At 67.0% G+C, this 13,566-nt stretch carries 18 protein-coding genes and 1 pseudogene; 8 read left to right on the forward strand and 11 right to left on the reverse strand.

Annotation, left to right across the window (positions count from 1 at the left end):
- From HG262_RS15215 to HG262_RS15255, 9 genes and pseudogenes are all read right to left on the reverse strand, one after another.
- A pseudogene (locus HG262_RS15215) lies at positions 1-245 on the reverse strand (hypothetical protein); the annotation flags it as partial.
- A gap of 2 nt (positions 246-247) precedes the next feature.
- Positions 248-1,084 carry a type III secretion inner membrane ring lipoprotein SctJ gene (gene sctJ, locus HG262_RS15220; RefSeq protein ID WP_169271808.1) on the reverse strand — a complete coding sequence of 279 codons (837 nt, stop codon included), beginning with the start codon at positions 1,082-1,084 and terminating at the stop codon, positions 248-250.
- A complete protein-coding gene (gene sctI, locus HG262_RS15225; RefSeq protein WP_169271809.1) occupies positions 1,084-1,497 on the reverse strand; it encodes a type III secretion system inner rod subunit SctI in 414 nt (137 codons plus the stop codon). Before sctI ends, sctJ begins: the two co-directional genes overlap by 1 nt.
- A 45-nt stretch (positions 1,498-1,542) precedes the next feature.
- A complete protein-coding gene (locus tag HG262_RS15230) occupies positions 1,543-1,974 on the reverse strand; it encodes a hypothetical protein (RefSeq protein ID WP_169271810.1) in 432 nt (143 codons plus the stop codon).
- Between the two features lie 12 nt (positions 1,975-1,986).
- Positions 1,987-2,460: a SycD/LcrH family type III secretion system chaperone gene (locus tag HG262_RS15235; RefSeq protein WP_169271811.1), complete on the reverse strand. Its 474-nt coding sequence runs from the start codon at positions 2,458-2,460 to the stop codon at positions 1,987-1,989.
- A 20-nt stretch (positions 2,461-2,480) separates the two neighbouring features.
- On the reverse strand, positions 2,481-3,203 hold the full coding sequence (locus HG262_RS15240) for a hypothetical protein (RefSeq protein WP_169271812.1): 723 nt from the start codon (positions 3,201-3,203) through the stop codon (positions 2,481-2,483).
- A 34-nt stretch (positions 3,204-3,237) separates the two neighbouring features.
- Positions 3,238-3,549 (reverse strand): hypothetical protein, encoded by a 312-nt coding sequence (locus tag HG262_RS15245; RefSeq protein WP_169271813.1) that lies wholly within the window; start codon positions 3,547-3,549, stop codon positions 3,238-3,240.
- Positions 3,550-3,601: 52 nt separating this feature from the next.
- Positions 3,602-4,180: a hypothetical protein gene (locus tag HG262_RS15250; RefSeq protein WP_169271807.1), complete on the reverse strand. Its 579-nt coding sequence runs from the start codon at positions 4,178-4,180 to the stop codon at positions 3,602-3,604.
- A gap of 167 nt (positions 4,181-4,347) precedes the next feature.
- Complete coding sequence (locus tag HG262_RS15255; protein ID WP_169271814.1) at positions 4,348-4,827, reverse strand: hypothetical protein; 480 nt, start codon at positions 4,825-4,827, stop codon at positions 4,348-4,350.
- Positions 4,828-5,099: 272 nt separating this feature from the next.
- Between HG262_RS15255 and sctW the strand changes: the two genes are divergently transcribed.
- Genes sctW through HG262_RS15295 form a run of 8 tightly spaced genes read left to right on the forward strand, consistent with a single transcriptional unit; the run spans position 5,100 to position 11,449 of the window.
- A complete protein-coding gene (gene sctW, locus HG262_RS15260) occupies positions 5,100-6,200 on the forward strand; it encodes a type III secretion system gatekeeper subunit SctW (RefSeq protein WP_169271815.1) in 1,101 nt (366 codons plus the stop codon).
- Complete coding sequence (locus HG262_RS15265; protein ID WP_169271816.1) at positions 6,197-6,577, forward strand: hypothetical protein; 381 nt, start codon at positions 6,197-6,199, stop codon at positions 6,575-6,577. The genes sctW and HG262_RS15265 overlap by 4 nt, the downstream gene beginning before the upstream one ends.
- Positions 6,578-6,599: 22 nt before the next feature.
- Positions 6,600-7,007, forward strand: coding sequence for a hypothetical protein (locus tag HG262_RS15270; RefSeq protein WP_169271817.1), 408 nt, complete (start codon positions 6,600-6,602; stop codon positions 7,005-7,007).
- Positions 7,008-7,009: 2 nt separating this feature from the next.
- Positions 7,010-7,369, forward strand: coding sequence for a hypothetical protein (locus HG262_RS15275; RefSeq protein WP_211187354.1), 360 nt, complete (start codon positions 7,010-7,012; stop codon positions 7,367-7,369).
- 8 nt (positions 7,370-7,377) lie between these two features.
- Positions 7,378-9,471, forward strand: a complete 2,094-nt coding sequence (sctV, locus tag HG262_RS15280) for a type III secretion system export apparatus subunit SctV (RefSeq protein WP_169271818.1) — start codon at positions 7,378-7,380, stop codon at positions 9,469-9,471.
- A 25-nt stretch (positions 9,472-9,496) separates the two neighbouring features.
- Entirely contained in the window at positions 9,497-10,840 is a 1,344-nt protein-coding gene (gene sctD / locus HG262_RS15285; RefSeq protein ID WP_169271819.1) for a type III secretion system inner membrane ring subunit SctD, read from the forward strand.
- A 58-nt stretch (positions 10,841-10,898) separates the two neighbouring features.
- A complete protein-coding gene (locus HG262_RS15290) occupies positions 10,899-11,171 on the forward strand; it encodes an EscE/YscE/SsaE family type III secretion system needle protein co-chaperone (RefSeq protein ID WP_169271820.1) in 273 nt (90 codons plus the stop codon).
- 11 nt (positions 11,172-11,182) lie between these two features.
- Complete coding sequence (locus HG262_RS15295) at positions 11,183-11,449, forward strand: EscF/YscF/HrpA family type III secretion system needle major subunit (RefSeq protein WP_169271821.1); 267 nt, start codon at positions 11,183-11,185, stop codon at positions 11,447-11,449.
- A gap of 20 nt (positions 11,450-11,469) precedes the next feature.
- Here HG262_RS15295 and HG262_RS15300 read toward each other — a convergent pair whose 3' ends face one another.
- Together HG262_RS15300 and HG262_RS15305 are read right to left on the reverse strand one after the other, a co-directional pair.
- Positions 11,470-11,913 (reverse strand): type III secretion system chaperone, encoded by a 444-nt coding sequence (locus HG262_RS15300; RefSeq protein WP_348984395.1) that lies wholly within the window; start codon positions 11,911-11,913, stop codon positions 11,470-11,472.
- Between the two features lie 129 nt (positions 11,914-12,042).
- Positions 12,043-13,536 (reverse strand): glutamate-cysteine ligase family protein, encoded by a 1,494-nt coding sequence (locus HG262_RS15305; RefSeq protein ID WP_169271823.1) that lies wholly within the window; start codon positions 13,534-13,536, stop codon positions 12,043-12,045.
- Positions 13,537-13,566: the final 30 nt, after the last annotated feature.

Below are 13,566 nucleotides of genomic sequence, written 5' to 3' on the forward strand. Positions count from 1 at the left end.
AGCAGCGCCAGCGCCAGCTCGGGCCGGGCCGGATCCGTCACAGGCCGGTCCTGCAAGCCGAGCGTGGCCAGGATGTCCCGGGACCAATGCCGGTGCCACGCCGATTCCAGCGCTGGCGCGCGCGCGACGGCTTCCCGCAGGGACGGCGCCGCGTACGCCGCCAGGCGGCTGGGATGCAGGGTGCGGCTGGGCAACTGGTTGAACGCCACCAGCCGACGGTCCAGCACGAAAGCCGCCAGCGCCATCGCTAGCGACCCTCGCCGACGGGGTCGCGACGGACGCGCGACCGGTTGGCCGGCGCGCCATAGCGCCATAGCAGATAGGCCAGGCCGGCCGCCAACGCCAGCACCAGCAAGGCCAGCACCGACAGCCAGGCAACCAGCACGCCCGACGAGCCTTCGGCCACCTCAATGCCCAGCACCTGTCGCGTCGCGGTGCTTGTCCCCGAAGCGGCGGACGGTTGCGCCGACACCAGGGCGATGGACACGCGGTCTTCGGTCAGGCCCGGAATGGCGTGCGTGACCAGCTTGCGTATCTGGGGCTGCAAGGCGTCCAGGTTGTAGCCGGTCTGATGCTTGATGAAGACGGCGGCGGTCGACGGCGTGGTGTTCTCGCCCACGCCGCCGCGCTCCGGCAGCACCACGTGCACGCGCGCGGCCAGCACGCCGTCCATCTGCGACAGCGTGTTGGTGAGCTCTTGCGACAGCGCATAGATATAGCGGGCGCGCTCTTCCAGCGGCGAAGACACCAGGCCTTCCTTGCGGAAGATCTGCCCCATGCCGTCGAAGCGTTCGCGCGGCAGGCCGCGGGCGCGCAGGATGTCCAGCGCGCGCGCCACTTGCTGGGCATCGACCGACACCGCGACGCCCGTCTTGGTGCTGGCCTTCTGCGCGGAAATGCCCGCATCCAGCAAGACCGACAGCACCTCGTTGGCTTCGCTTTCGTTGGCGGCGGAAAACAGTTCTACCCGGGAACCGCAGGCGGCCAACACCAGCAGCAGGCCCAGCAGCAGAAAGCGCAGCCGCGCGGCGAACACGCCGAAAGCGGCGGCCGGGCGGCGGGAAAACAGTGCAGCGTCTTGCATTAGGACATCCTGACCAGCGTATCGATGTTCTGCGTCGTGCGCGATACCGCCTTGCCCACGATTTCATAGTGGACCGAAACCTGCAGCAGCTCGGCCTGCAGCCGCATCATGTCAGCCACGGACGGCTGGGCGCCCAACGCGTCCAGGCGGCCGGAGATGCCCTGCCATTTCTCGGAATATTCGGTGGTGGTGCTGCGCAGGCTGGCCAGGATCTGGTTGCCCAGCGTTTGCGGCCCGCCATCCAGCGGCGCGGCCACCATGGTCGGCAGCGGCGAGTGCAGGCCGGCCAATGCGGGTGCGCCGGCTTCCGGCGCGTTCATGACCGCATTGAACCGTTCCATGGCCAGTTGCGCCGGCGCTGCCGCAGGGGCTGCGGGTGTCGTCAGCGCGGCCGAAAGGGCGGCGATTTCCATAGTCCCTAACTCCGTTCGGGGTGATGAGAGGTGGCGGTGCGCATATCAGGCGCCGTCCGGGGGGTGGCCGAGCAGGCCGCGCGCCAGCCGCGGGCCATCGCCCTCGCCGCGCGCGACCGACTCCAGCAGCCGTCGGCTTTCGCCGTTGCGGCCGGCCAGTTGCAGCGCGAATCCGCGCCAGGCGTCCAGCAAGGCGCGCTCGGCCGGATCGGCCACGAACGCACCTTCCAGCAGCGTCACGGCATCGGGCGCGCGGCCGGCGTTCATCCAGGTCACGGCCAAGCCGACCAGGGGGTAGGCCTGGCCGGGACGCAGGCGGCGCAAGGCGGAAAAGATGATTTCGGCGCGTGCGGCATCGCCCCGGCCGCTGGCCAGGAAGCCGACTTCGGCAAGCAGCCGGGCGTCGTCCGCCACAAGTACAAAAGCCGTCTCATCCGAGACGGCTGTTGCGGGAAGGCTGCCTGCCCTATCGTTCATGGTGTTCCCGTGTCACGGACGAGCCTCCTTTTCCGTCAATGCCAACAGCGAACGCGCCCGCTCGCCCAGGGCCGCATGGGCCGCGTCGGCCTGCGCGTATTCCGCCACCATCCGCAAGCTGGCCTGCGCGGCGGGCACATCCGCCAGCGCCAACTGGCATTCGGCGACGCGCAACACCGCTTCGGGCGTCACCGGGAACAGCGTTCCGATCAGCGAATAGATGCGGATCGCCTCGTCGTAGCGGGCCTGCATCTGCAGGCACAGCGCCAGGCCGGCCAGGTAGTGCTTGCGCGTGGGGCCGTACTGCGACAGGAAAGCGAACATCGGCAGGGCCTGCGCATACTGCCGTTGCGTCACATGGGCGTAGGCCAGCGCATAGATCACTTCAAGCTGATCGGCGGTGAACCGCTGGCTTCCCGGCAAGGCCCCAAGGCCGTCGAAAAGCTGCTCGCCGAAGGCCGAACGCTGCGAAGGGGACGAAGACATGGCGATAGGTTCCTTCAGGCTCAGACGTTACGGATCAGGCCGCGCGAGGACTCGATCTGCGACAGGGAGGCCAGTTTGTCCCGGATGTCTCTGATGACATCCATCATCTGCGGCATCATGTCATTGGCGCTTTGCGCAAAGGCCTCGCGCACTCGCGCATCGGCTTCCGATATAGCCAGGTCGTGCAACTTCGAATTGGCTTCAATCTGACTCTGGCTGTCGGCGGCCTGGGCCGCTTTCAACATCGCATCGCCATTCATCCGCCCCGCCACTGCCGATCCCATCTGGATAACGCCACTCGCGATCTGCAAGGCACCTTGCGCGATCGCCGAGGCGATCCGATCTTGCGCCGCCTGCTTTATCTTGTCGGCAGCACCCTGCAGCGCATCCGCCTGACCTTGCATCGCTTCCAAACGTGCGGCCATTGCCGCAGTGCGCTGCTCGCTGGCCAGCTTCGCGAACAGCTCCATCACCCCCTGGATGTCCGTGCCGACGAACCCCGACGAGTCGCCCAGCGCCTTGAGCATGGCTTCCATGGCGGGCGCCGACGCCGAGGCGTTTGCCGGCGACGTCAGTCCCATGGCGGCCAGTTTCTTGGTCATCTCGTCCGGCGCGCCCATCTTCTTTTGCATGAGCTGCGCGGTATCCAGTTGCGGGATCCTCGAGCCGGCCACAGGCGCCGACGCCTCGGGCAACGGATTCAGAAGCGCAGGGTTGATGCCACCGGTGCTGACGCTGATCATCTCGATACTCCTTGGCTCGGATCGGGTTCGGGATTCAGACCAGGTTGCGCGGACGCTTGGCGGCGCCGGCCGAGGCGCGCGGCTCGCTGCGCTGGCGCGCATAAGCGGATTCCTGCTCGGCGTGGCTCTGGATGGCTTGCATGTCCTGGCGGAACAGCGCTTGCGCCTCGTCTCGCTGCTCGGCCGTCATCGGCTGCGCGTCCAGCGTGGCGCGGACCTTTTCCGGGTCCAGGCCCAGGGCGCGCAACTTGTCGTCGCCTTCCTCGAGGGAACGGCGAGCGATACGGATGGCTTCATCGGCGCGGCCGATCAGGTCCTGGATATGTTGGTCTTGCGTGTCGGCCATTGCCGTTCTCCAGCGCGAAAGCGGTGTTTTCTTGGTGGTTGAGATAGACGGTTCAGCGCATGTTGCCGATGATCGACGCGCGCGAATCCTGCATCTTCTTGACGAAGTTGGTCATCACATCGAAGGCCTCGTTGCGCTTGTTCGACATGCTTTGCAGGCGCAGCATGTCCATCTGCTGGCTGTTGCCGGCAGCATCGACCTGGCCTTTGACCTTGGTGATGGCAGCGTCCACCTCGCTGCGGGTAGGCAAGCCGGTCACCGTCGCCCCGGTGACATTACCGGCGGCGTCCTTGATCGCTATCGCCGAAATGGGCGACGGGTCTTGGCCGAGTTTGAATGCCTGCTTCGCGGCGTCGGTGGCAAGCGCCTGGTTCCTGTCCGACGATTCAAGCTTGTCGGTCCCCTTGGCGTCGCTTGGAAACTGCCCCAGCAGCGCGTTCAGACTGGAAAGCAGCGTATTCAATTCGCCCATCAACGCGTTACGGTTCTGCACTTCCTGGATCTGCGTCTGCAATTGCGCGTCCAGCAACTTGGTGCGCTCGCTCTGCACCATCATGAGCGCAGTCTCGATGTCCATGCTGGCCAGGTTCATCGAGGCGATTCCGCCGACACTGGCGCTATTGATGTTCATGTTCAAGATGTTCTCCTCATCCGGGCGCTGCCCCGGCATTCAAGTTGGTGTGACCGGCGATGCAAGGTAAGTAACGGGACAGCGGCTTCGGTTCCGCGTTTTTTCGTAAATCGTGAAGGAAGTTCCAAGCGCCCTTCCCGCGCCGGACTTAACACGTCCCCTTTTCTTCACCGCATATTGGCAAGGATCTTCGACCGGCTGTCCTGCATCTTCTGGAGCAGATCGGCCAGCATGTCGGCAACGCCGTCGCGCTTTGCGGTCATGCTCTCCAAGCGCTGTGTCTCGTCCTTCAGTTGGCTGGCCAGCGCATTCAAGTCACTCTTCATCTCGGCGAGGGCCTGCGTGTTCGCGTCGATCATCTTGCTGTTGGCATCCATCTTTGCCTGCAACGCCGGGATGTCGGCGCCTTGCCCACCGCCGGGATTCGCCGCCATTTTCTCGATCTGCCCCTGCATCTGCGCATTGGCGTCCGACAAGGCCTGGTTTTCGGCAAGCTTGCCGGCCATGGCGCCATTCAGCCCAGCGACCTGCGCGTTGCAGTCCGCGACCGAGTCCATTTGCTGGCGCAGTGCTTCCCCCAGCAACTGCGCGCGCTGACTCTGAAGCATCAGCAGCGCGCTTTCCAGGTCCGGCGCCGACAGGTCCATCCCCGCCACCCCGCCGATACCCATTCCAGAAATCGTAGACATCCTTCCTCTCCTTGAAGCGTGGCGCTGCAAGCGCCTTTCCCGACGACCACCGAGGGAAAACCCGAAGTCCACAGGATTGTCCGCGGCGAATTTGCCGCGGCGACGTCGCCACCGGGTAGGTAACAAACGTCCGTCCCTTGGTTCCCAAGCCAGATAGTTGGAACTTTCCCGAGCCAACCGTTACTACCACTGACGATGCGCGGCCTATGCCCCGCAGCCTGACTTGCCCTATGAACCGTATCGACGCCGGCCTGCCCTCTTCCGCCTATTCCCTGTCTTCCTCGCATGCCGGCATCCAATACGGAGAGCAGCAGGCCGGCACGATGCTGGGCCAGACCGCCGTGCTGGCGCCGGGCGAGGTGTCGCTGGCGGACGCGGCCGAGGAAATGAGCCTGCACATGGCGGGCAAGGCCGAAGACAAGCACCATGCCCAGCGCAAGGTGCGCCGCGACAGCCCCTTGCAACAACTGGGCACCGAAGCGGTCCTGGCCTATTTGGCCGACGCGCACGACACCGAAGGTCAGCAAAAGCTCGACGGCCTTGCCCAGCAATTGCTGCAAGGCCATGCCGATCCCCGCCAAGCCGCCGGCCAGGCGTTCGGCGATCCCACGCAGCAGTATCTGGGCTTGCAGTACGCGCTGCGCCAAGGCGAGCGGCAAGGCGCGTCGGAAGCGACCCTGGAGGGCCTGCGCGATGCGTTGGCCGATATGGAGCTGGGCAGCGGCCCGCAGATCCGCGCGGGGCTGAACACCGTGAACGCCGCAGGCGGTTTCGCGTCCGACCCGCGCGGCGTGGCGGAATTCCAGCGGACCTACCGCGACGTCGTACTGGGCGAATCGTCGCTGGCCAAGACACTGGCCCTGGCGCTGGAACGCTTCGGCGGCAAAGAGATCGGGCGCGGCCTGAAGCAATTGATCCAGGCGCTAGGCCACGACCTGGCCGCGGCGCGTCCGTCGGCCAGCCCTGACCGCCTGCAGGCGCTGATACAGGACTTGTACCAACTGGGCACCGCCGCCACCGTGCTGGACGGCGCCGCGGACCTGGCGGTCAGGCTGCGCCAGGAACATGGCGCCGACGTGGCCCCCGACCGCTTGATGCAGGATCTGGTGCGCATCAGCCAGGAGAAATGGGTGTCCGAATCCCGGTTCACGACCCTCGCCTCGTCACATGGCGTCGACACCGTGGCGGGCCGGATCGCCTTCCTGGGCGGCGTGCGCGCCGTACTGAAAGACTTGCCGCTTCCGGTTTACACGGACGCCGATGCCCGGCATGGCGTCTTGAACGCGGCGCAGCACGCGCTGGATGCGGCGATCGACGAGGAATACGAATGAACGGCCTGGACGACACGCTACGCGAGTTCGGCGCCGGCATCGGCATGCCCGGACTGGCGCTCGGCGCGGGCGGCAACGTGGCGCTGGAGCTTGCATCCGGCCGCCGCGTGGCGATCGAGCCTGCGGGCGACGAGGTCCTGGTCTACGTGTCGGACCCCGCCCCTTACGACGCCACCGAACGGTTGCTGCGGGCTTGGCGGCGCGCCCACTATTCGCGGCTGGACGGACTGGCGGTGCAAGCCGCGCTGCGTGAGCAGGAAGGCGTACCCCGCTTGCTGGCGGTTGCCCGCGTGGCCGGCGCAAACGCCGACGCCCGCGCGCTGATGCAGACCGTCGACACCCTGTCGCGCTGGCTGGACGCCGCGCGCGACGACTGACTACGAGAGACAGGGAACCCACATGTCCGATATGCGCATCAGCGGCCTGGCGTTCGACCGAGGCATCGACAGCATCTCCTACGCCGGCCGCGAAGCCGGCGGCCAGCAACTGCCCGACCGCCAGGACCTGCCCCCGCCCGCGGACGGCATCCGCGCCCAACTGGCGCAATTGCTGGACAAGCCCACGACCGCCCGCTACCTGGACGACTGCCTGCGCCCGGCACCGGGCAACCGCGACCTGCTCATGCCGGGGCGGTTCCAGCAGGCGCTGCAATCGGCGCTGGATACGCTGGGCGCGGCGGCCGACCAGGCGCAGGCCGACGGCTCCGAGGACGCCCGCGCGCTGAACCGCGCCGTGCGCCTGCTGAAAGACGAAGCCGGGTTGCGCGATCTGGTCACGATGTACCGAAGCGCGCTGTATCAAGGATGAACATGCCAATTCCCCTGGCCGACGAGACCCGAGAACTGCTCGGGCTGCTGGCCTACGTCTACCTTGAGAACAACCGCCCGGAAAAGACCGTGGTGCTGCTGAAGGCGCTTCAGGCGCTCGGCCTGGCCGATGCGCGGCAACTCGCCACGCTGGCGCTGGCCCAATTGCGGGCCGGCAAACCCGACACGGCGCTGTCCACGCTGGACCAACTGGCCATGCAAGGCGGCGTCGATGCGCCCTTCCACCTGATCCGCTCGCAGACCCTGCAGGCCCTGGCGCGCGGCGATGAAGCCGCGGCCGCCATGCGTGCCTATGTCGCGCTGCGCCCCACCGCCGCCCAACCTCGAAGCGAACCGACTTGAGCCGCCCCATGCAAGTCCTCAACCGCCTCGTCGCCGCCGCCACCAGCCGCAACGACATCGTCCTGGCGGTAATGATCGTGTCGATCATCTTCATGATGATCCTGCCGCTGCCGACGGCGCTGGTCGATGTGCTGATCGGCACCAACATGACCCTGTCGGCCATCCTGCTGATGGTGGCCATGTACCTGCCGTCGCCGCTGGCGTTCTCGTCGTTCCCGTCGGTGCTGCTGGTCACCACGCTGTTCCGGCTGGGCATCTCGATCGCCACCACCCGCCTGATCCTCTTGCAGGGCGACGCGGGCCACATCATCGAGACCTTCGGCAACTTCGTCGTGGGCGGCAACCTGATCGTTGGCCTGGTGGTGTTCCTGATCCTGACCATCGTGCAGTTCGTCGTCATCACCAAGGGCGCGGAACGGGTCGCCGAAGTCGCCGCCCGCTTCTCGCTGGACGCCATGCCGGGCAAGCAGATGTCGATCGACGCCGACTTGCGCGCCGGCACCATCGACATGGACGAGGCCCGCAAGCGCCGCTCCACGGTGGAAAAGGAAAGCCAGCTCTATGGCGCCATGGACGGCGCGATGAAGTTCGTGAAAGGCGACGCCATCGCCGGGTTGATCATCGTGGCGGTGAACCTTCTGGGCGGCATCCTGATCGGCACCATGCAGCGCAACCTGACTGCCGGCGAAGCCGTCCAGGTGTATTCCATCCTGACCATCGGCGACGGCCTGATCGCGCAGATCCCGGCGCTGTTCATCGCCATCTGCGCCGGCATCATCGTCACTCGCGTGCAGACCGGCGACGCCCCCTCCAACGTGGGCAAGGACATCGGCGCCCAGGTGCTGGCCCAGCCACGCGCGCTGCTCATCGCCGCCGCCATCGCGGTCGGCATGGGGTTGATCCCCGGCATGCCCACGCTGACTTTCCTGGCACTGGCCGCCGTCGTCGGCACCATCGGTTTCGTGCTGTTGCGCGGCGGGCGGAAAGAAGAAGACTCGGAAGGCGGGGAGATCACCGGCATCCCCGGCCTGGCCGCGGACGGGCAGCGGCCCGCCGCCAAGCCGCGCACCGACGGCAGCGCGGAATTCGCGCCCACCTTGCCGCTGATGATCGACGTGGCGGCGCCCCTGCAGCGCAGCTTCAACGCCGACGAACTGAACCAGGAACTGCTGAAGATCCGCCGCGCCCTGTATTTCGACCTGGGCGTGCCGTTCCCCGGCATCCAACTGCGCTTCAACGACGCGCTGCCGGAAGACAGCTACAACATCCTGTTGTCTGAAGTGCCGGTGTCGCAAGGCAAGCTGCGCCCCGGCGCGGTGCTGGCCCGCGATACCGAACTGAACCTGCAGGCGCTGCAAGTGCCTTACGAGGCGGACAAGCGCTTCCTGCCGGACGTGCCCACCCTCTGGGTCGACGCCGCATTCGCCCCCAAGCTGGCGGCCGCCGGCATTCCCTACCTGGATCCGCACCAGGTGCTGACCTGGCATCTGGCGTTCGTGCTGAAGAAGTATTCGTCGGACTTCATCGGTATCCAGGAAACCCGCTTCCTGCTGACCGCGATGGAAGACCGCTTCCCTGATCTGGTGAAGGAAGCGCTGCGCGTGATGCCGGTGCAGAAGATCGCGGAAATCCTGCAACGGCTGGTGTCCGAAGACATCTCGGTGCGCAACCTGCGCGCGGTGCTGGAAGCGCTGATCGAGTGGGGCCAGAAGGAAAAAGATTCCGTGCTGCTGACCGAATACGTGCGCGTGTCGTTGAAGCGCCACATCAGCTACAAGTATTCCAGCGGCCAGAACATCCTGCCCGCCTACCTGCTGGCGCCGAATGTCGAAGAGACCGTGCGCGGCGCCATCCGCCAGACGTCGGCCGGCAGCTTCCTGGCGCTGGACCCGGGCGCCTCCAAGAAGCTGGTCGAGAACATCAAGCGCGCCACGGGCGACCTCACGGCCGCCGCCCAGAAGCCTGTCCTGCTGACGTCGATGGACATCCGCCGGTATCTGCGCAAGATGATCGAGCAAGACCTCTACGACCTGCCGGTGCTGAGCTATCAGGAGCTGACCCAGGAGATCAACGTGCAACCCCTGGCTCGGGTGGACATGTGACCATGGAACACGCCGGAGCCCGACCATGAGCGAAGCGCTGGAACTGCGCGTCCTGAGCGGCCTGCATCGCGATGCGCGCTGCCTGGTGGAAGACGGCTTGATGCTGGGCGCCGACCCGGCCTGCGACATCGTGCTAGCCGACGATGGCATGGGGCCGCGCGCGGCGCGCGTGCGCATCGGCACTGACGGCTGGGACTTGGCCGTAGACGATCTCCCGCCCGGCAAACCGCCGGTCACGCCTTTCAACCGTCCTGTCCCCCTGGGTCCGGTATGGATTACCGTGGCGCGCCGCAACGATCCATGGGCGAACGCGCCGGACGCCGCCAACGACGCCCAGGGCGGCGCGGCCGCCGTGGCGCACGCCGTGCAGGCGCCGCCCGCCGGTACGCCGGCGCCGTCGGCCGCGCCCGCCCACGACGAAAGCCAGGAACTGGAACGCCGCTTGCCGATGCCGCCCGCGCAACGCCGGCGCAAGCGCGATTCCTGGCCGATGGTGCTGGGGCTGGCCGCAGTGGCCTTGACCATCCTGGTCGCCATCGTGCTGGCGCTCATCCCGGAATCCACCGCCAAGCGCGCGCCCACGCCCGACCCGAGGCTGGCCGCCGCCGAAAAATCGGTCGGCCAGATCTCGGCGGTATTCGAACGCATGGGGCTGGCGTCGCGCCTGCATATTTCGTTGTCGCGCGATGGCACGGTCACCGTCTCGGGATGGGTGCGCAACGCGGCGGAGCAGGATGCCGTGGCGTCCGCGATGTCGCAGATCTGGCCCATGCCGGCGATGCGCATCAGCAACGAAGACGAGGTCGTGCGCACGGCGCGCGCGGCGCTGCGCGGCTTCAACGTCAAGTACGATCCCCAGTATCAAGGCGAAGGCAGGCTCAACGTCGCCGGCATCGCCAGCAGCGCGCGCGAGCGCGCATCGGCGATGGACGCGCTGCGTGCGCAATTGCCCGGCCTGACGGTGCTGGGCAACGACATCGTCCTGACGCAGCAGCTGAGCGACACGTTTTCCAGCCAGTTGGTGGATGCCGGACTGTCGGGCGTGCTGCTGGCGTGGAAGCCCGATCACCTGCAAGTGGAGCCCGGCGCGCTGGATGATGACCAGCAGGCGCGCCTGCAGGAACTGGTCGCCGACTTCAATAAAAGCTACCTGAATGTCGCCCGGCTCGCCGCCGCGGGCGTCGCCCCCGCCGCCGACAGCGTGCCGTTCGTGATCCGCAGCGTCGTGGGCGGCGCGCAGCCGTTCGTGGTGCTGGAAGACGGCAGCAAGCTGCTGGTCGGCGGTGTCTACCGCAAGTATCGGCTGGTTGCCGTGGAGAACACCCGCATCATTTTTGAAGGGCCGCGCACCGCCATCGTGACGCGCTGACGCGCCGATGACGCCTTACGGCCTGCCCATCCATTTTCCGACCTTTCCCAAGCGACGCATGAACAACCCTGCCGACTTGACCGAATTGGAACAACGCCTGGCCGCCCCCGGCGGCGCCGCGCTGCGCGATACGCTGGCAGCGCGTCTGGCAGTGCTGGAAGACGACGCCCGCACCCGTCTGGGCCGGGGGCTGCCGCCCGCCACATTCCAGCATTGCCAAGCCATCGCGGATGCCGCGCAAGCCGCCCGCGCCGTGCTGGCCAGCGTCCCCGATCCGACTTCCCCCGCTGGCGCCTTTGCGTCCGCGCCGTTTCCCCCTTTGAACCGCTAAGGAGACTCCCCATGGCACTGAACGGACTCACCGGCTCGTCCGGCCTGAATTTCAATAGCGTCAACAGCACCCTCTACGACAGCATCCGCTCGCAGGAAAGCAATCTGCAGACCACGCTGTCCAACATGCGCACGAACGCCGACGGTAGCGTGTCGCAGGCGGACATGCTGCAGATGCAGCAGCAGATCCAGCAATGGACGATGCTGATCGAAATTCAAAGCACGATTACCAAGCAGATCGCGGATTCGCTCAAGGGCGTGATCCAGAAGGCAAGCTGACCGGCCTGGCCGGTGTCGGCCTAGACCGACTGCATCATGAAAGCGGGGTCTCGCCGCAGCGCATCCACGTCGGGTTCGGCGCGCGCCAGGCGCTTTTCCCAAGTTTCCACCTGATTGAGCAGCGCGTCGATCGCGGCCAGCAGCGTGTCCGCGGCGCAATCCGCACGCGGCACGCCCAGCTGCAGGTGCATGCTGCCGTCGGGCGCCGCGCACGCGACGGCGCCTGCGCCCGCTTGCAGGAAATTGCTTTGCGCGGCCAGCAACGCCTGCGCTCCATCCATCTTGCCTGCGCCCACGGCGCACGACAGCAGGATCTGCGCGCGCGCGCCCTGCTCCATCAATTGCACCAGGTGCCTGCCGTCGAACGCCAATTGGCACAGCCCCGCTTCTGACGGCGCCAGAGCGGGAATGCCCAACGACCGGCCAAGGTCGGAGAGTATCCGGGCGAATTGGGGTTCTGACACGATCTTGGGTTCTGCCGGGCCCGGCGCTCCGCCGCGCGGATGGGGCCCTGTAAGCATAGGGATGAACGAGGCGCCATATTACCTACGTTTACTTCATCCCCCAAGCCCTTCCCCCACGAACGCTGGCGCCTAGAGCGGCACCACGGCACGGGCGCGACAGACCGCCGCCAACTGGTCCGAATTGCCGTCCAGTCCGCGCCACAAGCGCAACAGCCGATCCGCGCCAGTACAACGCGTATCGGCCACATAGCGGGCATAGTCCAGCCAGTGGCGCTCGTCGCCGTCCAGCCCGCCTTCGGCCACGGCCAGCACATCGCGAACCAGCGCATGCACGGCGTCGTCGTCCAGCGCGTGGCGCATCGCATCGGCCCGCATGGCGCGCAGGCGCAGCCAGCCCCATGACCGCAGCAGGTCCTCGGCCTGCGCCAGGTTGCGCATCAGGCCCAGTTGCAGCGCGGACGGCGCCATGACCGTCGTAGCCGCCACCGGACGGCCCGCGTCCTGCAGCAATTGCGCATCGGCGAACCCGGCCCCCGGCGCGCGCCCCTCGATATAGCCGACGACGCCCAGGCCCTCATACAGCGCTTCAATGCCGCCCGGCCGGCGCCAGGCATCGCGCAACGCATCCAGGTCCGGATGCGAGTCCAGGCGATACCGCCAGCGCGCATCCAGGAAATGCGCGAATTGCGAATACTCGAAGTGCCCGCCTTGCGGCGTCAGCGTGATGGCTTCGCCCGTATCGGTGCGCCGGCCGGGCCAGCCGCCAGACGCCAGAAAGCGCGTCAGCGACGGACCGCCTTGCAGGTAGACGCCCGCCGCCGACTTGTAGCCGTCTTCGACGGTCAGCGGCAGGCAACGGCTGGCGGTTTCGGGGCCGAACATCCAACGGAAATGGTCGCCCAGGTCGGCGAAGGGCCGTTCGGGCAGGCGTTGCAGAAAGTGGTCGCCGGCATAGCGGGAATGGCGAAACATCCGGTCCCAGAGCGTCATGCGGTTCTCTTTGAAGCCGGTGATGCGCCCGCACTCCAAGGGGCTGTTGGCAAACAGCGCGATGCTTGCCGGCGCCAGCCCCAGCACCACATTCAAGGCGCGGGCCGCCTCGCGGATATCAACCGACGTGCAGGGGCTGTTCTGCGCCTTGGCGTCGATGCCGGCGCGGTGCAGCCATTCGCGGTGCCCGACCAGTTCGCGATAGATCGGCCGAGGCACCTGCACGGCCGCATACCAGCCGGGGTCCAGCGTGCATGCCGGATGCTCCGACACGTTCAGCACCGCCGCGCCTTCGGCGTCCAGCGCCTGCGCCGCATCTTCCAGTTCGCGCGTGACGCGGCGAGCCAGTTCCGCCAGCCCGCCTTGCGCATGCGCCACGGGCGCGAACGCCGTCTCAAGCAGATTGAACCCGTTGTCCAGGCCGCTTTCTCCCGCGGCCACCGAAACACCCACCGCCGCCTCGCCGATGCGCGACAGCGCCGGGGCCTCGCCTCGCGCGGCTTTCAGGCCCGCCAGACGCTCAAAGTAGCCGTCCACCGGATGGCTCTCGCCCGTGTCCAGGCGGGCCACGGCCATTTCCATTTCCAGCCCCAAGGTCTGGCCGGCACGGGCATGGGCAATCGATGGGGACATGGCTTTGCGCTCTAGGAATGAAGGTCGATA

It is taken from the genome of Achromobacter sp. Bel, from assembly GCF_012928505.1.
GTDB lineage: Bacteria > Pseudomonadota > Gammaproteobacteria > Burkholderiales > Burkholderiaceae_B > Achromobacter.